A 20,233-nucleotide genomic window follows, 5' to 3' on the forward strand; every position below is an offset into this window, starting at 1 on the left:
AGTTCTCTATAGTGCGCCCTGGTTTCTTTCTGATTGGCGAGCTGTCTTCTGTTTGAGCATTGTTTCTTTTACTCCGCCCTTCGTTAAGACTAGAGCGTACACCCTTCCTTTGGAAGTAGTTAAGAACTCTACTGTGCGGTCGGGATTGTCTTGACGAAAGAACTTGCGCGGTGACTCTGCCACCAAGGGCGTTTTCATATCCTGCAGATACAGCTGGCCGTTAGCGTGCAGAATAGTAACCGCCCCATACTGTCCCGCATACGGCAGCACACTGGCCGGTGCTAGCGTAATAGGCTGGTGGCTGTAGGGCACCTCCACGGGTTTGCCGAATAGAATGGCCGCCAGTCCGTAGCTGATCCAATGTGATTCAGCCTCATTATTCGACAGCACTATTACCAAAATCCCGTCATTGGGGTACCGGTCCCAAGTGGTCATGGCTCCAAAGAAGCCTCCGCTATGGGTTAGTAGGTAATGGCCCTGATTATAGTACGGATTCACAAACACCCCGTACCCGTACCGGTCAATAAAGCCATTGCCTGGAAACTGCTTGTTGTGCTGAGTGACCATGAGCGCCTTTGAGCTTTCTGACAGTAGCGCTGTTCCTTGCAGGGCCTGGGTCAGTTTGGCTAAATCGCCAGCGGTAGAGTACAGCCCATCGTGCCCCAAGTTGAGGTCCCAGTTGATGTAAGGGTTCTTCACGAATGCTCCTCCCTCTCGGTAGTACAGTCGGGCCAGGCGTGGTACTAGGGTGGTATTGCTGTTTAGACCGGTGCTAGTCATACCGGCTACATCGAGGATGTTGCGCTGCAAGTACTCTCCATAGGTTATACCGGAGGCCTTCTCAATGATCTGGCCTAGCAGGTAATACCCAACATTGCTGTAGCCTACCCGAGTACCGGGCGGAAATTGCACGGGCAGCCGCTGAATAAAGGCTAAAGCTGAGTCGCGTGATACTGCCGTATGGTCCAGGTACTGCGACTCAAAGTCCAGGGCCAGCCCTGAAGTGTGGGTCAGCAACTGGTGCAGAGTAATAGCGTGGCCGTTAGGGAAGCGGGGAAAGAACTTATCGAGTTTGTCTGTGAGTTGCAGTTGGCCCCGCTCCGCCAGCTGCAACATAGCTACGGCCGTGAAGGATTTGGTGATGGAGGCCAGGGCAAACTTAGTGTCAGGGGTATTAGGCACGGCCCACTCATAATCGGCTAGCCCGTAGGCCTGGTGCAACAGTACGGAGTCGTGACGGGTAACCAGCACTACCCCAGCGAAGTGGTTGATGTCATGCTGACCCTGCATATAGGCTGCCAACCGTTGCTGCACGCCTTGTTGGGCTAAACCAGAACTAGCGCCCAATAGCCAAATCAAGAAAGTAATGAGGGCTAAGCGCATGGTGGCGGCGCTACGCAGTTGGCAATAATTTTCTGCAAAGTCTGGTGGAACTGCTGCAGTTCTGCTTGCTCTAGGCCTGCCAGCGCCGTTTGCTGGTTGAGTAGAATTGTGTCGCTTAAGCGGGCCAAAATATGTTTGCCCTGTGCCGTAATGGACAGCGCAAACTTGCGACGATCCGTGGGGTGCAACTCCCGGGTCAGCAATCCTTTCTGAATTAAGAGCTCAATGATGCGGGTAATGGAGGCCTTGTCTTTAAAGACTAGCTCGGCAATTTGCTGCTGATTGAGGGAAGGATGTTTATCCAGCACTATCAGAGTGAGAGCCTGATCTACCGTAATATCACCGGCGACAGCATCCAGATTATGCTGACACAGCTTACGATACGCTTTGATGGCTTGCTCAAGCGTGTAGAGAACAGTCTGAGTGGGGGTATCTACAATCATATGGCACACTATAGTTGATGTAAATATAGTTGATATATCAACAGAAAGGTACAGAATGCTCGATTATAGTCCACTGCGTTACTACTCTTCAGGAAAATTTAGAAACAAGGCCTCTTCCTGGATGCTCTTTATAACTCAAAAGCCCTTGCTTCATAAGAGAAACAAGGGCTTTTGCTACGCTATGGCGTTGTATTGAAAATGCAAGAATTGGCCAACCATCCTCTCAGGAGTGGCCTAGCGCTGCTTAGCTGAACTGGCAGGTACGTAAACTACTTTCTTCGTCTCGAAGAACTCCTCCTGATAGAACTCTTTTAGATCATGAACCGTGGCTTTCAACCCTGATTCCTCAATTTCTTCGGTTAGGTCACCGCCTTTGAGATAATAGAGGCCGCTGTTGGCGTGGCCGTTGGGCTTGTAGCGATGCGCAATCCAGGTATGGAAAGTGGCTAGGCGGGCTACGGCGCGGCTTACCACGTAGTCGTATTTCGGGCGTAGCTGCTCAGCCCGGGTTTGCTCGGCCGTGACGTTGGAGAGGCCTAGGTCGCGGGCCATTTCTTGCACAGCATGAATTTTCTTGCCGATGCTATCAACCAAGTGAAACTTCACCTCCGGAAACAGAATAGCTAGCGGCAGGCCCGGTAGGCCACCTCCCGTTCCTACATCCAGCACCGACGCACCCGCCGGAAACTCCACCACTTTCGCAATGCCTAATGAATGCAGAAAATGCCGCTCGGCAAGGTTGTCGACATCGGTGCGGGCCACTAGGTTGAGGCGCTCGTTCCAGATGCGGAATTCAGTTTCGAGCTGTTGAAACAGCCGCCGCTGCTGTTCTGTGAGGTGTGGGAAGTAGTGGTTGATAATATCCATCGTAGGCGCAAAGGTAATGTTGCTACCCAATGTGTTTTCCATAAAAAAAGCCCTGGCCTAGGCCAGGGCTTTTACACTAGATGATTTCCTTCTTGTTCTTCACCATGTCATAGAGCAACTCACGGGCGCGGTGCAGTTGCGCTTTCACGGTGCCGAGGGGAGCTTTCAGCTCCTGGGCAATTTCTTCGTAGCTGAGCTCATCAAAGTAACGGAGCGTTACGAGGCGCTGATATTTCTCGGGCAGCCGTGATACCACGTGCTGCATGATTTCGATCTTTTGGTTCTTGATGGCCGACTCCTGGGGGTTCAGGTTCTGGTCGCGGAAGTCAATGGTGATTTCGTCGCCGTTATCGATTTTGATAGCGGAGTCAATCGACATCGTTTTGATTTTATTCTTGCGAATGAAGTCGATGCAGTTGTTGGTGGCAATGCGGAACAGCCACGTGCTGAATGCAAACTCCGGGTTGAACTTGTGCAGGTTTTTAAACGCCTTCGCGAATGCTTCGATTGTCAGGTCCTCGGCATCATCGGGGTTGCGCACCATCTTGAGCACCACGTGATACACCGGCTTCTTATAAATCTGCATCAGCTCAGCATACGCCTTTTCATCACCTTGCTCTACGGCAGCGCGAATCAGCTTGAAATCATGCTTTGCTTTGGCGGAGAACTGTTTTTCCTGATTATTTACTTCCATCGGAGAGTGCGGTAGAGGAACAGCGAGATTCCCAGAGCGAGATAATAAAAAAAATAGACAGCGTCGAGGAGTGGCAGCCACGCTAGCGGCAACCGGTCATCGAGCCGGCGGCCAAGCCGGGCATATACTGCCGTGACGCACACGGTACGAATACACCAGGCTATAGCCAAAGATACCCAATTGAGCGGGGAAAATAGCAGGCCGATTGCCGTGCCATAGAAAACCAGGTTGGCGCCTATAAAGATACCAACCCGGAGACGGTCAGAGAGTTTATACCGGCGCCCCGCGGAGAGATGCCGGCGCTTCTGAAGCCACCATGCCCCCCACGTTTGCGCCGGCTCACTCAGGGTGTGAGCCCCCGGCTCCGCCACTACCGCCACCCGTGCGCCTTGGGTCACGGCGTCCTGCACGAGCAGGTCGTCGTCGCCACCGAGACTACGGATGTGGGAGGCAAAGCCTTTGGTAGAATGAAAGACTTGACGCGTGTAGGCTAGGTTGCGCCCGACTCCCATATAAGGAAAACCACGCCATGCGAAAGACAAATACTGTGCCCCCGTCAGGAAGGTTTCAAACCGAATCAGCTTATTTAAAAACCCAGGCTCCGGGGCGTAGGCCGAGTAGCCCACTACCATATCGGCCGGGCGCCCGAAGCCGCGCTGCATATAGTTGAGCCACTGATTGGTGGCCGGAATGCAGTCGGCGTCGGTGAACAGCATGCGCGGGTGACGGGCTATTTTTATCCCCAGCGTAAGGGCGTATTTTTTTGGTGACAAACCGTCAGGCGTATTCTTGACAGTGACCATTCGGACGTGCGGATAGTACTGCGTGAGCTGCTGGACATACAGAAATGTGTCATCCTCGGAACGGTCATCCACTAGAATAATCTCGAAACCGGCTGGGTAGTCTTGCTGCAATAGCAGGGGGAGCAAACGGCGTAGGTTTTCCAGCTCATTATGGGCGCACACCAGCACTGATACGGGCTCCGGGGCCGGTCCTTCGGTGGGCTCGGGTGCCCGGCGGGCAAACGGCAAGAAGTAGTAGGCCACATAGTACAGCTGCACTGCTATACTCAGCAGCAACAGGCCTAGGGCCGGGGAAACGTGAAAAGACAAAGCGCAGAACGTGAATTAGTCCGCAAAAGTAGGCATTCGGGGTGGGCAGAGTACCTTTGTAGTTGGATCAGTTGCGGGTTGCGGGTTGCTAGCTGCCAGGTTGTTTAGTTGAAACACCTCAAGCTTGGCAACGGCACCTTGCAGCTGCAACTCACTTCTGCTAGAATGACCTTCGATTTAGTAACTCAGGACCCGCATACCAAAGCCCGCGCCGGCGTGGTGCACACCGACCACGGCGCCATTGAAACCCCCATTTTCATGCCCGTAGGTACGGCGGGCACCGTGAAGGCCGTGCAGCAGCGCGACCTCAAGGACGATATTCAAGCCCAGATTATCCTCGGCAATACCTACCACCTCTACCTGCGCCCTGGCCTAGACGTGCTGAGCAAGGCAGGTGGCTTACACAAGTTCAACGGCTGGGACCGGCCCATTCTCACCGACTCGGGCGGGTACCAGGTGTACTCGCTGAGTGGCACGCGCAAGATCAAGGAGGAAGGCGTGAAGTTCCGCTCTCACATTGACGGCTCCCAGCACCTGTTTTCGCCGGAGGGCGTGATGGACATTCAGCGCACCATCGGGGCCGATATTATCATGGCCTTCGACGAGTGCACGCCCTGGCCCTGCGAGTATGACTACGCCGCTCGCTCCCTCGACATGACGCACCGCTGGCTCAAGCGCTGCATTCAGCGCTTCGACAGCACCGAGGGCCACTACGGGTATTCGCAAACCCTTTTCCCCATTGTGCAGGGCTCCACGTTCAAAGACCTGCGCGTGAAGTCGGCGGAGTTTATTGCCGAGCAGGGCCGCGAGGGTAACGCCATTGGCGGCCTGAGCGTGGGCGAGCCTGCCGAGATGATGTACGAGATGACGGAAATCGTCTGCGACATTCTGCCCCAGGACAAGCCCCGCTACCTGATGGGTGTGGGCACGCCGGCTAACATCCTCGAAAACATTGCGCTAGGCGTAGATATGTTCGACTGCGTGATGCCCACTCGCAACGCCCGCAACGGCATGCTGTTCACCACCCAGGGCATCATGAACATCAGCAATAAGAAGTGGGCCGAGGACTTCGAGCCGATTGATGCGGAGTTGGGCGGCTACGTGAGCACGTTTTACTCCCGCGCTTATGTGCGCCACCTGTTCCAGAGCAAGGAGATGCTGGGCCCCCAGATTGCCTCTATTCACAACCTGAGCTTTTACCTGTGGCTGGTGAAGCAAGCCCGGCAGCAAATCCTAGCTGGCACCTTCCGCGAGTGGAAGGAGAAGATGGTGAAGCAGGTGATGACACGATTGTAGGCCTCTTTCCGTTTGGTGTTAAACGCTATCAATCGTTCCCCTTCAACTACCTCGGTTTGTTCTCTTGAACACCAATGCTCAGACTCCTCGATAAATACATTCTCAAGAAGTTTCTCACCGCGTTTTTCTTCACGGTAGTGCTGCTGGTGTCCGTTATCTGCGTGATTGACTTCACGGAGAAGAACGACGACTTTATTCAGCACGACCTGGGGGCTTGGCAGATCATTTCGGAGTACTACGTGAACCTGTTCCCGTACTTCGCCAACTTACTCTCCCCCATCACGGTGTTTATTGCGGTAGTGTTCGTGACGGCGCAGTTGGCCTCTCGCACCGAGGTGGTGGCCATGCTGGCTTCGGGCATCAGCTTTAAACGGTTTCTGCTGCCATACGTGATGGGTAGCGCTATTTTGGGCGCCCTCACGATGGCCATGACGGGCTGGCTGATTCCGATTGCCAACAAAACGCGCGTGCAGTTCGAGAAGGCCTATATCAAGAACCCCTACCGCTTTAGCGGGCGCAATGTGCACTTCAAGATTGGGCCCAACTCCTACGCCTTCATGGAGAGCTACGACAATGTGAACAACGTGGGCTACAAGTTTGCGCTGGAAACCGTGGAAGGCACTCTGCTCAAGCGCCGCCTCACCGCCGAAGCCATTAGCTGGGACTCCACCAAACACGCCTGGAAACTCACTCCCCAACTAATTCGCACCTTCAACGGCGAAAAGGAAACCCTGAAAAGCGTACCCGCCCGCGACACCACGCTCAACCTCTACCCCAAGGATTTCGCCAGCACCTACCGCCTCGCCGAAACCCTCACGCTGCCGGAGCTCAACAAGTTTATTCAGCAGAAAATTGACCGCGGCGCCGACGATACCCAGCTCTACCTGAGCGAAAAGTATGAGCGCTACGCCTACCCCTACGCCATGTTCATCCTGACGGTGATAGGGGTAATTATGAGCGCCCGCAAGAGCCGGGCCGGCGTAGGCGGGCAAATTGCGCTGGGTTTCGTGCTGGCTTTCGTGTTCATCATCTTTGTGATTCTGAGCCGCAACCTAGCCTCAGTAGGCACATTGCCGCCGCTGTTGGCCGCCTGGGTGCCCAGCATTGTCTTTACTGGCATCGGCCTTATCCTGTACCGCGTCGTTCCGCAATAAAAGTGATTTAGTAACTGAGTGACTAAGTGAATGGAATGGGCCAGTGGCCTACACTGTGCGTATGGCGCGGTTCGAGCTAATCGAATGTCAAACTCACTTTATCACTCAGTTACTAAATCACCACCTCCCCTTATGCTCAAAGACTACCTTCGCCTGCATTTCATTGTATTGCTCTGGGGCTTCACGGCCATTCTGGGCAAGCTCATTTCAGTGCCGCCGGTGGAACTGGTTTTTTGGCGCACGCTGCTGGCCGCTACTGGCCTAGCGGTGCTGCTGCTCGCCCGTAAGCAGCCGTGGCGGGTACCAGCTGGCGAGGCTTTGCGCATGTTGGGTGTAGGCGTGTTGGTAGCAGCCCACTGGATAACCTTTTTCCTGGCCGCGCGCCTTTCCTCCGTAAGCGTGTGCCTAGCTGGCATGGCTACGCTGGCTCTCTGGACGTCGTTCCTGGAGCCCCTAATTTTGTGGCGACGCATCCGGTTTTACGAGGTAGGCCTAGGCCTGCTGACGATGGTGGGGCTATACTTGGTATCGCAGGCCGAGTTTGATCAAATGGCGGGCCTGCTGGTCGCTATCCTTTCGGCAGGATTATCGGCGCTCTTCAGCGTGCTAAATGTGAAACTGGTGAAACGCCACGCCCCGCTCCGACTCACGTTTTATGAGATGAGCGGCGCCTGCCTCAGCATTGCGCTTTTCTTCCCCATCTACAGCCACTATTTCACCAACGGCACTGGCCTGCAGCTAGCCTGGCGTGGCTTCGACTGGCTGTGGCTGCTGGTGCTGGCTGGCGGTTGCACCGTGTATGCCTTTTCCTCATCAGTGGAGCTGATGAAGCGCCTTTCAGCGTTTGTTATCAACCTCACCATCAACCTAGAACCAGTGTACGGCATTTTGCTAGCTGTGCTAATTTTTGGCTCGCAGGAGAAGATGTCGAATGGGTTCTACCTCGGTACGCTAGTGATTCTATTCAGTGTGCTTATCCACCCCGTCATTGAACAGTGGAATAAGCGCCGCCAACGCCAGCCAGAGCCTGTGGAGGCAGTGATATAATTCTCTAGAATAAGTTTTCGGAACGACCTGCTTTGCCGTAGTAAAGCAGGTCGTTCCTTTTTATCCTGACTAAGGTGCAGCTTATAGCCGACCGTCCCATACGGTATATTCTGTTGGCAAGGCTATTTGCGGCGGCACTTCTAGGCCAGGGAACAGCCCATATACAGCCGAGCCCGAGCCCGATAAACTAGCATAAACCGCTCCGGCAGCGTACAGGGCCTGCTTGATTTCGCCCAACACCGGGTAAAATGGCGTCAGAGCATCCTCAAAGTCATTGCTGACGGTTTCGCGCCAGGTTTCCAGGGGCTGCGCCAGAGCAGCCCGTAGCTCGTGTCGCGGCGGCTTGGCCGTTACGCGGCTGTAGGCCTCGGCCGTGCTGATGTGTAGGCCTGGATACACGACTTTGCACGCCACGCCCGTCAGATCTAGCGAAATACCCTCAAATACGTCGCCTTTCTCATAGGCGAATACGGGTTTATTCTGGATGAAGAAGGCGCAGTCGGAGCCCAGGCGGCGGGCGTAGGCCTGTAGCGTTTCGGTGGGTAGCTCCAGCTTAAACAGCTCGTTCAGGGCGCGTAAGGCGAAGGCCGCGTCGCCAGAGCCTCCGCCCAGGCCAGCCCCAATGGGCACCAGCTTGTGCAGATGCATTTGAACTGGCGGCAGGTTGAAATCAGTTTTCAGCAGCTCGTAGGCCCGCAGGCACAGGTTCGTTTCCGGCTCACCAGGAATTGGGATGCCGGTGAGGGCGAGGCTGATTTCAGCGGCGGGCAGCACCTCCAACGCATCGGTCCAGGGCAGCGGCACAAACACCGATTCAAGATTGCGGAACCCATCGGGGCGCTGCCCCGTGATATAGAGGCCTAGATTGAGCTTGGCATTGGGGAAAACGAGCATGCGGCAAAGCTAGCGCTCTGCTGCTACTTGCGCTATCTGTCGGCCAAGACAAGTAGATTTGTCCTGCATGTCTTCTGCCTCATCTGCTTCTTGGTACGCCCGTTACGGCAAGCGCCTGCTCGATGCGGCCCTGGCAGCGCCACTGCTGCTGCTGAGCCTGCCTGTGCTGCTGCCGGTTGCGCTGGTGCTGGCCGCGCAGAACCACGGTGCGTGGCTGTTCCGCCAGCGTAGGCCAGGTTTGGCCGGACAGATATTCGTGCTGTACAAGCTCCAGACCATGACCTCCCATCGAGATGCGCTAGGCCACCTCCTGCCCGATGCAGACCGCCTTACCCGGCTCGGCCGCTGGGTGCGGGCCACGTCTCTGGATGAGCTGCCCCAACTCTGGAACGTGATGCGCGGCGACATCAGCTTGGTGGGCCCTAGGCCACTGCTAGAGCAATACTTGCCGCTGTACTCCCCTGAGCAAGCCCGCCGCCACGAGGTTCGGCCAGGTATCACGGGCTGGGCTCAGGTAAATGGGCGCAACGCCATTTCCTGGGAGCAGAAGTTTGCGCTTGATGTCTGGTACGTAGATCACCTCAGCTTTTGGCTTGATTTACGTATTCTGTGGCGCACCGCCTCGCGGGTACTGGGGGCTTCGGGCATTACCGCTCCTGGGCAGGCTACTACTACCGCTTTCACCGGCACCCCCACTTCCCCCGATTCATCTCGCACCACATGAGCACTTCCCAGCTGCCTTCCCCCAGCCTCTCAGAACCAACTATGCTACCACCAGCTGACGCCCTACCGCGTCTGGTAATTGTGGGCGCTGGTGGCCTAGGCCGGGAGGTGCTGGTGCTGGCGCGCCAAATCAACGAAGCTCGCTTAACATGGGACATCCAGGGGTTCTATGATGATCGGGCGCCGGCCACTCCTACTATTCACGGGCTGCCTTACCTGGGCTCTAGCACTGAGTTGAACGCAACACCCGAGCCGCTGTACGTCATCATTGCCGTGGGGAATGGACAGAGTCGGGCCGCGCTGGCCGCTCGACTTACGTCTCCCCTCCTCACCTTCGCTACCCTTGTGCACCCAGGAGTGGCCTGCCAGCCCTATCAACAGCTGCAGTTTGGGCCCGGCTGCATCATTAGTCAGGGCTGCGTGCTCACCTGCGACATTCGGCTAGGCCACCACGTGCTGCTGAATCTCGGCTGCACCATCGGCCATGATGCCGTGTTGGAAGACTTCTGCTCCCTCATGCCGCATGCCAACGTGGGCGGCGAGGCGTATCTGGAACGAGGTGTGTACTTGGGCACTAACGCCACTGTCATCAACCAGGTGCGCATCGGGGCCCGCACCATCATTGGGGCCGGCGCCGTGGCCGTGCGCGATTTACCGGCCGATTGTACGGCCGTAGGTGTTCCGGCCCATGCCATTAAGCAGCACAAATAGCTACGTAAGTCCGATGCTTCTTGCAGCCCGGTTAGCAGGCTTAAAGTCGAAAGATATCCGATAAGCGGCTAGGCCCCTGCCTGATATTCCTATCTTGCGGGTACGGCATCGGTCTTACCCGACACGAGTTGCTTCAGCTTACCCCTCTCTATGCGCAGTCAGGATTACGACCGGATTTTTCTTTCTCCTCCCCATCTCGGCCGCCACGAGTTAAACTACCTGCACAAAGCTATTGAGGACAACTGGGTCGCGCCGGCCGGTCCAAATCTGGATGGCTTCGAGCGCGACATCTGCGAATTTACGGGCGCCGGCCATTGTGTGGCGCTTACCTCAGGCACGGCAGCCATCCACCTGGGCTTACGGCTGCTAGGTGTAGGGCTCGGCGATGAAGTACTCTGCCCATCCTTCACGTTTGTGGCCACGGCCAACCCCATCGTTTATTTGGGGGCTACCCCGGTTTTTGTTGACAGCGAAGCAGACACCTGGAATATCTGCCCGCAGCGGCTACGTGAGGCCATCGAAGACCGGATTCGGCAGGGCCGCACGCCCAAAGCACTCATTCTGGTTCACCTCTACGGTATGCCAGCTAAAATACAGGAGGTACTGGAGATAGCCGCAGAGTTTGACATTCCGGTTCTGGAAGATGCCGCCGAAGCGCTTGGCTCCCGCTACGATGGCCGCCCGCTGGGTACGTTTGGGGCCGTGGGCGTCTTCTCCTTCAACGGCAACAAAATACTTACTACCAGCGGGGGCGGTGCCTTGGTTACCAACAACCAGGAGTGGGCACAAAAAGCCCGCTTCTGGGCCACGCAAGCCAAAGACCCGGCACCGTATTATCAGCACTCCGATATCGGCTATAACTACCGACTCAGCAACCTACTAGCGGGTATCGGCCGGGGCCAGATGGAGCTGCTGGAAGACCGAGTAAAAAAGCGCCGCGAAACCTACTTGTGGTATAAGCTCAACCTGCAGACCGTACCTGGCCTAGCCATCAGCCAGACGGAGCCCGCTGGCAGCCGTTCTAACCGCTGGCTTACCACCGTGCTCCTCGACCCAGCTCACACCACTACTACCCCGGAGCAATTGCGACTGCATCTGGAAACCCATAACATTGAGAGCCGGCCGCTGTGGAAACCGCTGCACCTGCAGCCGCTTTTTACTGCGGCTCCCATGTACGGCGGCAGCGTTTGCGAGGAGTTATTTACCCACGGCTTGTGCCTACCCTCGGGGTCTGCACTCACAGAAACTGACTTGCACCGGGTTGCCGACGCGATTAAAGCCGCTGTGAGAAGCAAAGAAGCCTAGCTAAATCAGTACAAAACATGCTAGGCCAGTACATAAAGTTCCTTATGCAGTACTAGTGGCACAAACCGTCGAAAGTTTGGTACAAGAAAAGTTACATAAGTATAAAAGCACCTAGCCTTTGAGAGCTTGCTGCAGGTCGTTTAGCAGCTCTTCAACCGGCTCAATTCCCACTGACAGGCGAATCAGCCCAACCGTAATATCCAGGTCTTGCTGCTGCTCCGCCGTGAGGTAGCGGTGCGAGGTACCCAGCGGATACGACAGTGAAGAATCGACGCCAGCCAACGATGGCGCAAATGGGAAACGCTGGCACCGCTGCATAAAGCCATTGACTACCGCTGCATCGTCGGCTAAGCGGAAGGACATCATCCCCCCAAACAACCCCTGGCCCTGCTCTTTTGCGAGTGCATGTTGGGGGTGTCCTTCTAGGCCAGGGTAGTACACGGCCCGCACAGCAGGCTGCTCCTGCAGAAACCGGGCAATAGCCAGCGCATTGTGGCTGTGCTCCCGCACCCGCAGGCGCAGGGTTTTAAGCCCCCGCACAGCCAGCCAGCTTTCCATGGGGCTTAGGGTAAGGCCATAATGCATACCAATCTGCTTGAGTCGGGCGGCTACCTCTGCATCGGCTGCCACCACTACGCCAGCTGTTACATCGGAGTGGCCAGAGATATACTTGGTTACGCTATGCAGCGTAATATCGGCCCCCAAGCCTAGCGGCTTCGTAATAATGGGCGAGGCGAAGGTGTTATCTACAACCAGTTTTAAGCCATGCTTATGGCACTCAGTAGCGAGCTGGCGCAAGTCTGCTACGCGCAGCAGTGGGTTGCTCAACGTTTCGGCTAGCAGCAGGCGCGTGGTGGGCTGCACGTACTGGCCTAGGTCGTAGAGTTGCTCAAAGGGCACGTAGGTAACTGTAATGCCCATGCGGCTCAGCTCCGCGTTTAGCAGGCTCGAGGAGCCGCCATAAATATCAGCCGCGCACAGCACATGGTCGCCGGCTTGGCAGAAGGCTAGCAGGGCCGCAAAAATGGCAGCCATACCCGAGCCCGTGGCAATGGCTCCTGCCCCACCCTCTAACTTATTTACCGCTTCCGCCAGCTCATCTGAATTCGGGTTGCCATTCCGCGAATACATGTAGCGGCTCCCTGGCTCCCCAAAGTATTGCTCCAGCTCATTCAGATCATCAAACTTGAAAACGGAGGTCTGATAAATAGGGGTGATTTTGGGGTGGATTTCCATGCGGAGTGAGGGGGCCGAAGCGAGAATAGAAAACGGGTAGTGGCGGAGCAGTGGGTGCTGCTCTAGGCCAGGCTAAAAGCAAAAAAGCCTTTCCCGCAAAGGAAAGGCTTTTTACCATGTGTCTGAGCTTAAATTACACCGAAGCGCCTTCAGCCAGCACGATTACGTTGTTGCGAAGCACCTCTACCACGCCGCCCTCAATACGGAACGACTCGCGGCCGGCGCCACCATTCACCACTACTTCACCAGCTTTCAGGGCCGAGATAAGTGGGGCGTGGTTGTTCAGAACTTCAAACAGTCCATCGGTACCCGGAAACTGAGCCGACGAAACTTCGCCTTCAAATACTTTCCGGTCCGGCGTGATGATTTCCAGATGCATATCGTTGGTTGTTGATGGTTGACAGCTGATTGTTGGAAGCTGAATGGCGCGCAATCAACTTCCAACAATCAACAACCAAATTACTTGGCTTCCGCCATCAGCTTCTCACCTTTGGCTACGGCATCTTCAATGTTGCCTACCAGGTTGAAAGCAGCCTCGGGCAGGTGGTCGTACTTGCCGTCGATGATTTCGTTGAAACCTTTGATGGTGTCTTTGATGTCAACCAGTACACCTTTCAGACCAGTGAACTGCTCAGCCACGAAGAAGGGCTGCGACAGGAAGCGCTGCACACGACGGGCGCGGCTTACTACCTGCTTGTCCTCCTCGGAGAGTTCGTCCATACCCAGGATGGCGATGATGTCCTGCAGTTCTTTGTAGCGCTGCAGAATCTCTTTCACACGCTGAGCGGTGTTGTAGTGCTCGTCGCCGAGAACGGCGGCGTCGAGGATACGCGAGGTCGAGTCCAGCGGGTCAACGGCGGGATAGATACCCAGCTCGGCGATTTTGCGGCTCAATACCGTAGTGGCATCCAAGTGGGCGAAGGTGTTAGCCGGAGCCGGGTCAGTCAAGTCATCGGCAGGTACATATACTGCCTGTACCGAGGTGATAGAACCACGCTTGGTAGAGGTAATACGCTCCTGCATGGCACCCATTTCAGTAGCCAGCGTGGGCTGGTAACCTACGGCCGAAGGCATACGGCCCAGCAGAGCCGATACTTCTGAACCAGCCTGGGTAAAGCGGAAGATGTTGTCGATGAAGAACAGGATGTCGCGGCCAGCGCCGGTGCCATCACCATCACGGAAGCTTTCGGCAATCGTCAGACCCGACAGGGCTACACGAGCACGGGCTCCGGGGGGCTCGTTCATCTGGCCGAACACGAGGGTAGCCTGCGACTGCTCCAGCTCAGTTTGGTCAACTTTCGAGAGGTCCCAGCCGCCTTCTTCCATCGAGTGCTTGAACTCCTCGCCGTAGCGAATGATGTTGGCCTCGATGAATTCACGCAGCAAGTCGTTGCCTTCGCGGGTACGCTCGCCTACGCCAGCAAATACCGACAGACCCGAGTAGGCCTTGGCTACGTTGTTGATGAGTTCCTGGATCAGTACGGTCTTGCCTACACCGGCACCACCGAACAAACCAATTTTACCGCCCTTTACATAAGGAGCAAGCAAGTCAATTACTTTGATGCCGGTGAAGAACACTTCTGAGGAAGTAGCGAGTTCTTCGAAAGCGGGAGCCTGACGGTGAATTGGCAGACGGGTAGTGCTGTTCGGCTGCGGAATGCCGTCGATGGCATGACCGATTACGTTGAACAGACGGCCCTTGATGCTGTCGCCGGTGGGCATAGAGATGGGGGCGCCCAGGTCGCTAACTTCAGCGCCGCGGGTCAGGCCTTCCGTCGAGTCCATGGCGATGGTGCGCACACGGTCTTCGCCGAGGTGTTGCTGGCATTCCAGAATCACCACCTGGCCGTTGTCTTTCGTGACTTGGAGGGCGTCGAGGATGTTGGGAAGCTTAGAGCCTTCACCCGCGAAGCTTACGTCCACGACGGGACCAATAACCTGGGTGATTTTGCCGGTATTCGCCATTGCGTTCTTATATAAGGGATGGGGTGCAACGTTTGAGGCCGCAAAACTACGGCTTAATCCCGGCATTGCCAAAGGCGCAGACGAGCCGCAGCCACCAACTTTTTTTTCAGCGTCTGAGAGGCTGAAAATCAGATCAGAAAGGCCTTTTTCAGCTGTATCAGCCCAAACTTTCGCAAAAAATTTTTGCAAGAATATTTGCCTTGAAAAAAAGCCTTGGTACATTTGCACACCGAAACGGCACAACCACTTGGTTACCGCAAGGGAAATTGTCCGATGGTGTAACTGGCAACACGCTTGATTTTGATTCAAGAAAGTCCAGGTTCGAGCCCTGGTCGGACAACCGACTAAGTAAAGCGAAAGGCGCTGATTCTTCCTCCTCCGGAAGAGTCGGCGCCTTTCGCTTTTTCAGTTTTTACCCATTCTGAGTGCGGCAAGCAACCTCAACAGTTAATTTTGAGCTGCTTAGGTCGCTTACCGCACGCTGGAGTGGCTGCTTTTCCTCCTCTACCCCCTACCCCCATGTCACAGCAGGTAAAAATATTCGCGGGTAATGCCTCCCGCGAACTGGGTGAACAGATTGCCGCCGCCTATGGCACGCCCCTCGGCGACCTGAGCATCCAGCGCTTCGCCGATACGGAGCTTGGCCCCAGTTTCAATGAAAGCGTGCGCGGCTGCGCCGTATTCCTGATTCAGAGCACCAGCCCTCCGGCCGAAAACCTGATGGAGCTAATGCTGATGGTAGACGCAGCCAAGCGCGCTTCGGCCTATAAGGTGAACATTGTAATGCCCTACATGGGCTATGCCCGCCAAGACCGCAAAGACAAGCCGCGCGTGAGCATCGGGGCCAAAGTAGTGGCTAACATTGTACAGAGCGTTGGCACCGACCGTCTGATGACCTGCGACCTGCACGCCGGCCAGATCCAGGGCTTCTTTGATATTCCGGTAGATCATCTCGACGGAGCTACGGTAACGGCGCCCTACATCAAGTCGCTAAACCTCGACAACCTCATCTTTGCTTCCCCCGACGTAGGGGGCGTGGTACGTACCCGGGCCTTCGCTAAGAAGTTTGGGGCCGAGATTGTAGTCTGCGACAAAATGCGCCTGCGGGCCAATGAGATTGCCTCTATGCAGGTAATTGGCGATGTAGCTGGCATGAACGTCGTGCTCGTCGACGACATTGTGGATACGGCTGGCACTATCTGCAAGGCGGCGGAGCTGCTGATGGAGCGTGGCGCTAAATCGGTACGCGCGGTTATCACCCACGGCTTGCTAAGCGGCCCTGCCCACGAGCGGATCCGCAATTCAGCCTTGGAAGAACTGGTAATTACTGACACGCTTCCGCTGAAAGAGGAGAACCACAAGATCAAGGTTATCTCCGTGGCGGGCCTGTTTGCACAAGCTATCCGCAATGTGGTGACGCACGAGTCGATTAGCTCGCTGTTTATATAAGCTAGTCGAAGAACGTGCTACTAAGCACGTGGCGCGTTAGAGTTGCAGACGGGGCTAGCATGCGTACTGGCTCTGGCTATAACTAACACATAAAGCACGTCATCCTGACGAAGGAAGGATCTTAGCACGTTAGACCGAGCTGTTCTAGGCCACTGGTCCATTTGTGCTAAGATCCTTCCTTCGTCAGGATGACGTGCTATTTTGTATGGTGATGATTACAGGCACACTGACTGGGCCTACTCGTTGGCAGATGAGGTTCTTTTATATATAGCCTTTTCTTTCCCAAACAATAGGCCTATCTTTGCGGCCCGTTTACCTGCTGTGGGTGAGCGTTATTTCCTCAAAAGCACACTTTTATGAAAAGCCTCGAGATTGTAGGGTTTAAAAGAGCGAATCTCGGTAAGAAGGACGCCAAGGCGCTGCGCCTGGACTCGTACGTTCCTTGCGTACTGTACGGCGGCACCGAGCAGATTCACTTCTCCTCGCCAGCTATCCTCTTCCGCGAACTGTTGTACACTCCTGAAGTTCACATCGTTGAGCTGAACATCGAAGGCGACATCCGTCGCGCTATCGTGCAGGACGCTCAGTTCCACCCCGTGAACGAAATGCTGCTGCACGTTGACTTCCTAGAGCTGCAGGAAGGCAAAGAAGTGAAAATGGAAGTTCCTGTTAAGTTCGTTGGCGTTTCGCCCGGCGTTCTGGCTGGTGGCAAGCTGGTTAGCAAGCTGCGTAAGCTGAAAGTGAAGGCTACCCCTGAGAACCTGCCCGATTCCGTAGAAGTAAACATCTCGGACCTCGAGCTTGGCAAATCGGTTAAGGTGAACAAGGTTGAGCCTAACGGCTACACCATCCTCACTAACCCATTGGCTCCGGTTGCTACCGTAACCATCCCACGTGCTCTGAAAGGCCAGATGCAGGCCGACAAATAAATCACGGATTAAGACGGATTTTTCGGATTACACGGATGTCGTGCCCGAGTTATCCCGTCTACCGAAAAAGCCGTTCTGCTCTAGCAGAGCGGCTTTTTTATTGTCTGCTTGATTAGGCTGGCGCACTAGCCTAGGCCACTCATTTAGCCAGCAAAGGAGGCAAACCGCAAGCCGACAACCGAATCCGTTAAATCCATTCAATCCGTCTAAATCCATGATCTTATGAAGTTTCTTGTTCTGTGCCTAGGCAACATTGGGCCAGAGTATGCTGATACGCGGCACAACGTAGGCTTTATGGTGGGCGACTACTTGGCCAAGAAGCACGAAGCTCGCTTTGAGCTGGGCCGCCACGCCTTCACCGCCGAAATCAAGCACAAAGGCCACACGTTTGTCCTAGCCAAGCCAACCACTTACATGAACCTGAGCGGTAAAGCCGCCGCGCACTGGCTCAGCACACTCAAGATTCCGAAAGAGCAGCTGCTGGTAGTGACGGATGATTTGGCCCTCCCCTTCGGCAAGCTACGTCTGAAAGGCAAAGGCTCAGCCGGTGGGCAGAACGGACTGAAGCACATTCAGGAAACCCTTGGCTCTGACGAATACGCCCGCCTGCGCTTCGGCATCGACTCCAGCTTCAGCAAAGGCCGGCAGGTAGATTATGTGCTCAGCCCCTTCTCGGCGGACGAAAAGATTGATCTGGAAGGCCGTTTAGAGAAAGCCGCCGAAGCCGTGCTGTTGTTTGGCACTGTAGGCCTAGAGCGTGCCATGAACGTGGTTAATGTGAAGTAGAGACTGGCCCAAGCCACTAGTGAGTAAATAACAAAAGCACGTCATCCTGAGCAGCGCGAAGGATCTTATCACGAAAGAACAAGACGTTATTGTGTCAATTGTTCAGGTGTTGTAAGATCCTTCGCGCTGCTCAGGATGACGTGCTTTTTTCTGATTCCAGAGGTGGGCTAGGCTACCCCAGAGCCGGGGCGCACGGGGCTGCTGGGTTGCATGAGGCTCAGGACGCCATCGGCATTTTCGGCCATCAGGAGCATGCCCTGGCTTTGGATGCCTTTGATTTCGCGGGGGGCTAGGTTGAGCAGTACCTGCACCTGCTGGCCTACGAGGGCTTCGGGCAGGAAATGCTCGGCGATGCCCGAGACGATGGTGCGCGGCTCATCAAAACCCAAGTCTACACTGAGCTTAAGGAGCTTCTTGGTTTTGGCTACTTTCTCGGCGGCCACGATGGTACCAATGCGCAGGTCCATGGTCTGGAAGTCCTCGAAGCTCACGTCAGGCTTGGCGGGTGCGGCTACGGCAGCGGCTAGCTCGTTGGCTTTCTTGGTGTCGAGAAGCTTCTGCACCTGAGCTTCCACGGTGGAATCTTCAATTTTGGTGAAGAGCAGCGCGGCTTCGCCCAACTGATGACCAGCGGCCAGGGCGTCGGGGCGGCCGGCGCTAGGCCAGGTACCGGGAGCCAGATTCAGCATGTGGCCTAGCTTCTGGGCCGAATACGGCAGGAAGGGCTCCATGAGCGTCACGAGGCTGGCGGCCAGTTGCAGAGCCACGTGCAGCACGGTGCCGGTGTGCGCTTCATCCGATTTGATGAGTTTCCAAGGCTCCGTATCGGCGAGGTACTTGTTGCCGAGGCGGGTCAGGTTCATCAACTCGTTGAGCGCATCGCGGAAGCGGTAGGCCTCTATCAGGTCACCGACGCGCTGCGGGAACTCCCGCAACTGGCCTAGCACATCCTCATCTTCGGTAGTGAAGCCCACGGCGGCGGGTACCTGGCCCCCAAAGAACTTGTGGGTAAGCACCAGGGCCCGGTTCACGAAGTTGCCCAGGTTGGCGACCAGCTCGTTGTTGTTCCGGGCTTGGAAGTCCTTCCAGGTGAAGTCGTTGTCTTTGGTTTCGGGGGCGTTGGCGCAGAGTACGTAGCGCAATACATCGGCTTGGCCGGGGAAATCCTGCATGTACTCGTGCAGCCACACGGCCCAGTTCCGGCTAGTGCTGATCTTGTCGCCTTCCAGGTTCAGGAACTCGTTGGCAGGCACGTTATCGGGCAGGATGTAGTCGCCGTGGGCCTTGAGCATCGCCGGGAAGATGATGCAGTGGAACACGATATTGTCTTTGCCGATGAAGTGCACCAGCTTGGTGCCCTGGTCTTTCCAGTACGTCTCCCAGGTGTCGGGCAGCAGGTCTTTGGTGGCCGAGATGTAGCCGATGGGCGCATCAAACCACACGTACAGCACTTTGCCTTCGGCGCCGGGCACCGGCACGGGCACGCCCCAATCCAGGTCGCGGGTTACGGCGCGGGGGTGCAGGCCCTGGTCAATCCAGCTCTTGCACTGGCCGTACACGTTGGTTTTCCAGTCTTGCTTGTGACCTTCCACAATCCACTCCCGCAGCCAGGGTTCGTACTGGTCGAGGGGCAGGTACCAGTGCTTGGTTTCGCGCAGCACGGGCTGGTTGCCGGAGAGCATAGAGCGTGGGTTGATGAGCTCGGTGGGGCTCAGCGAGGAACCACACTTCTCGCACTGGTCGCCGTAGGCATTCTCGTTGCCGCAGTTGGGGCAGGTACCCACAATGTAGCGGTCGGCCAGAAACTGGTCGGCCTTTTCATCATAGTACTGCTGCGAGGTCTGCTCAATGAACTTGCCTTCCTCATACAGCTTCTTAAAGAAGCCACTGGCCACTTCGCTGTGCGTTTTGGAGGAAGTGCGCGAGTAAATATCGAACGACACGCCAAAATCCTGGAAGGAGTCGCGGATGATGGCATTGTACTTATCTACCACTTGCTGAGGCGTAACACCCTCCTTCTGGGCCCGGATGGTGATAGGCACGCCGTGCTCATCGGAGCCGCAGATAAACTTAACATCGCGCTGCTGGGCGCGCAGGTAGCGCACATAAATATCGGCGGGCAGGTATACACCGGCCAGGTGGCCGATGTGTACGGGGCCGTTGGCATACGGCAGGGCTGCCGTAACGGTATAGCGTTGGGGAATGCTGGACATGAGAGAGAATTCGGAAATTCAGAAAT

19 protein-coding genes and 1 tRNA gene are annotated in these 20,233 nt (G+C 55.8%); 10 read left to right on the forward strand and 10 right to left on the reverse strand.

The window, feature by feature from the left end; all coding sequences use genetic code 11:
- Positions 1-6: 6 nt before the first annotated feature.
- The 5 genes from EU557_RS04560 to EU557_RS04580 all read right to left on the reverse strand — a co-directional run bounded on the left by EU557_RS04560 (position 7) and on the right by EU557_RS04580 (position 4,499).
- Entirely contained in the window at positions 7-1,383 is a 1,377-nt protein-coding gene (locus EU557_RS04560; RefSeq protein ID WP_135529212.1) for a serine hydrolase, read from the reverse strand.
- Positions 1,374-1,826, reverse strand: coding sequence for a MarR family winged helix-turn-helix transcriptional regulator (locus EU557_RS04565; protein WP_135529213.1), 453 nt, complete (start codon positions 1,824-1,826; stop codon positions 1,374-1,376). Before EU557_RS04565 ends, EU557_RS04560 begins: the two co-directional genes overlap by 10 nt.
- Positions 1,827-2,060: 234 nt before the next feature.
- Positions 2,061-2,693 carry a 16S rRNA (guanine(527)-N(7))-methyltransferase RsmG gene (gene rsmG / locus EU557_RS04570; RefSeq protein WP_135529551.1) on the reverse strand — a complete coding sequence of 211 codons (633 nt, stop codon included), beginning with the start codon at positions 2,691-2,693 and terminating at the stop codon, positions 2,061-2,063.
- Between the two features lie 76 nt (positions 2,694-2,769).
- Entirely contained in the window at positions 2,770-3,387 is a 618-nt protein-coding gene (locus EU557_RS04575) for an RNA polymerase sigma factor (RefSeq protein ID WP_135529214.1), read from the reverse strand.
- Positions 3,378-4,499, reverse strand: coding sequence for a glycosyltransferase (locus EU557_RS04580; protein WP_135529215.1), 1,122 nt, complete (start codon positions 4,497-4,499; stop codon positions 3,378-3,380). Before EU557_RS04580 ends, EU557_RS04575 begins: the two co-directional genes overlap by 10 nt.
- A 165-nt stretch (positions 4,500-4,664) precedes the next feature.
- Between EU557_RS04580 and tgt the strand changes: the two genes are divergently transcribed.
- The 3 genes from tgt (at position 4,665) to EU557_RS04595 (ending at position 7,996) form a co-directional block, all read left to right on the forward strand.
- Positions 4,665-5,795: a tRNA guanosine(34) transglycosylase Tgt gene (gene tgt, locus EU557_RS04585; RefSeq protein ID WP_135433374.1), complete on the forward strand. Its 1,131-nt coding sequence runs from the start codon at positions 4,665-4,667 to the stop codon at positions 5,793-5,795.
- Between the two features lie 74 nt (positions 5,796-5,869).
- Complete coding sequence (locus EU557_RS04590; protein WP_135529216.1) at positions 5,870-6,949, forward strand: LptF/LptG family permease; 1,080 nt, start codon at positions 5,870-5,872, stop codon at positions 6,947-6,949.
- Between the two features lie 132 nt (positions 6,950-7,081).
- Positions 7,082-7,996 carry a DMT family transporter gene (locus EU557_RS04595; protein ID WP_135529217.1) on the forward strand — a complete coding sequence of 305 codons (915 nt, stop codon included), beginning with the start codon at positions 7,082-7,084 and terminating at the stop codon, positions 7,994-7,996.
- Positions 7,997-8,077: 81 nt separating this feature from the next.
- On the opposite strand, the gene ispE is transcribed toward EU557_RS04595, so the two are convergent.
- Positions 8,078-8,890: a 4-(cytidine 5'-diphospho)-2-C-methyl-D-erythritol kinase gene (gene ispE / locus EU557_RS04600; protein ID WP_135529218.1), complete on the reverse strand. Its 813-nt coding sequence runs from the start codon at positions 8,888-8,890 to the stop codon at positions 8,078-8,080.
- Positions 8,891-8,957: 67 nt separating this feature from the next.
- Between ispE and EU557_RS04605 the strand changes: the two genes are divergently transcribed.
- The 3 genes from EU557_RS04605 (at position 8,958) to EU557_RS04615 (ending at position 11,629) form a co-directional block, all read left to right on the forward strand.
- The gene (locus tag EU557_RS04605) at positions 8,958-9,614 is read left to right on the forward strand and encodes a sugar transferase (protein ID WP_135529219.1); all 657 of its coding nucleotides are present in this window, start codon (positions 8,958-8,960) and stop codon (positions 9,612-9,614) included.
- On the forward strand, positions 9,611-10,324 hold the full coding sequence (locus tag EU557_RS04610) for an acetyltransferase (RefSeq protein ID WP_135529220.1): 714 nt from the start codon (positions 9,611-9,613) through the stop codon (positions 10,322-10,324). The genes EU557_RS04605 and EU557_RS04610 overlap by 4 nt, the downstream gene beginning before the upstream one ends.
- Positions 10,325-10,474: 150 nt before the next feature.
- Positions 10,475-11,629, forward strand: coding sequence for a DegT/DnrJ/EryC1/StrS family aminotransferase (locus EU557_RS04615; RefSeq protein WP_135529221.1), 1,155 nt, complete (start codon positions 10,475-10,477; stop codon positions 11,627-11,629).
- Positions 11,630-11,740: 111 nt separating this feature from the next.
- Here the strand turns inward: EU557_RS04615 and EU557_RS04620 are convergent, their stop codons facing one another.
- From EU557_RS04620 to atpD, 3 genes are all read right to left on the reverse strand, one after another.
- The gene (locus EU557_RS04620; protein WP_135529222.1) at positions 11,741-12,865 is read right to left on the reverse strand and encodes a trans-sulfuration enzyme family protein; all 1,125 of its coding nucleotides are present in this window, start codon (positions 12,863-12,865) and stop codon (positions 11,741-11,743) included.
- Between the two features lie 133 nt (positions 12,866-12,998).
- On the reverse strand, positions 12,999-13,244 hold the full coding sequence (gene atpC / locus EU557_RS04625) for an ATP synthase F1 subunit epsilon (protein WP_135433355.1): 246 nt from the start codon (positions 13,242-13,244) through the stop codon (positions 12,999-13,001).
- Positions 13,245-13,324: 80 nt separating this feature from the next.
- Complete coding sequence (gene atpD, locus EU557_RS04630; RefSeq protein ID WP_135529223.1) at positions 13,325-14,830, reverse strand: F0F1 ATP synthase subunit beta; 1,506 nt, start codon at positions 14,828-14,830, stop codon at positions 13,325-13,327.
- A gap of 267 nt (positions 14,831-15,097) precedes the next feature.
- Between atpD and EU557_RS04635 the strand changes: the two genes are divergently transcribed.
- The 4 genes from EU557_RS04635 to pth all read left to right on the forward strand — a co-directional run bounded on the left by EU557_RS04635 (position 15,098) and on the right by pth (position 17,994).
- Positions 15,098-15,170, forward strand: a tRNA-Gln gene (locus EU557_RS04635).
- Between the two features lie 179 nt (positions 15,171-15,349).
- On the forward strand, positions 15,350-16,279 hold the full coding sequence (locus EU557_RS04640) for a ribose-phosphate pyrophosphokinase (RefSeq protein ID WP_135529224.1): 930 nt from the start codon (positions 15,350-15,352) through the stop codon (positions 16,277-16,279).
- A gap of 356 nt (positions 16,280-16,635) precedes the next feature.
- On the forward strand, positions 16,636-17,208 hold the full coding sequence (locus EU557_RS04645) for a 50S ribosomal protein L25/general stress protein Ctc (protein ID WP_135529225.1): 573 nt from the start codon (positions 16,636-16,638) through the stop codon (positions 17,206-17,208).
- Positions 17,209-17,430: 222 nt separating this feature from the next.
- Complete coding sequence (pth, locus tag EU557_RS04650) at positions 17,431-17,994, forward strand: aminoacyl-tRNA hydrolase (RefSeq protein WP_135529226.1); 564 nt, start codon at positions 17,431-17,433, stop codon at positions 17,992-17,994.
- A gap of 167 nt (positions 17,995-18,161) precedes the next feature.
- Here pth and metG read toward each other — a convergent pair whose 3' ends face one another.
- Positions 18,162-20,207, reverse strand: coding sequence for a methionine--tRNA ligase (metG, locus tag EU557_RS04655; protein WP_135529227.1), 2,046 nt, complete (start codon positions 20,205-20,207; stop codon positions 18,162-18,164).
- Positions 20,208-20,233: the final 26 nt, after the last annotated feature.

The organism is Hymenobacter wooponensis (assembly GCF_004745865.1).
GTDB classification, from domain to species: Bacteria; Bacteroidota; Bacteroidia; order Cytophagales; family Hymenobacteraceae; genus Hymenobacter; species Hymenobacter wooponensis.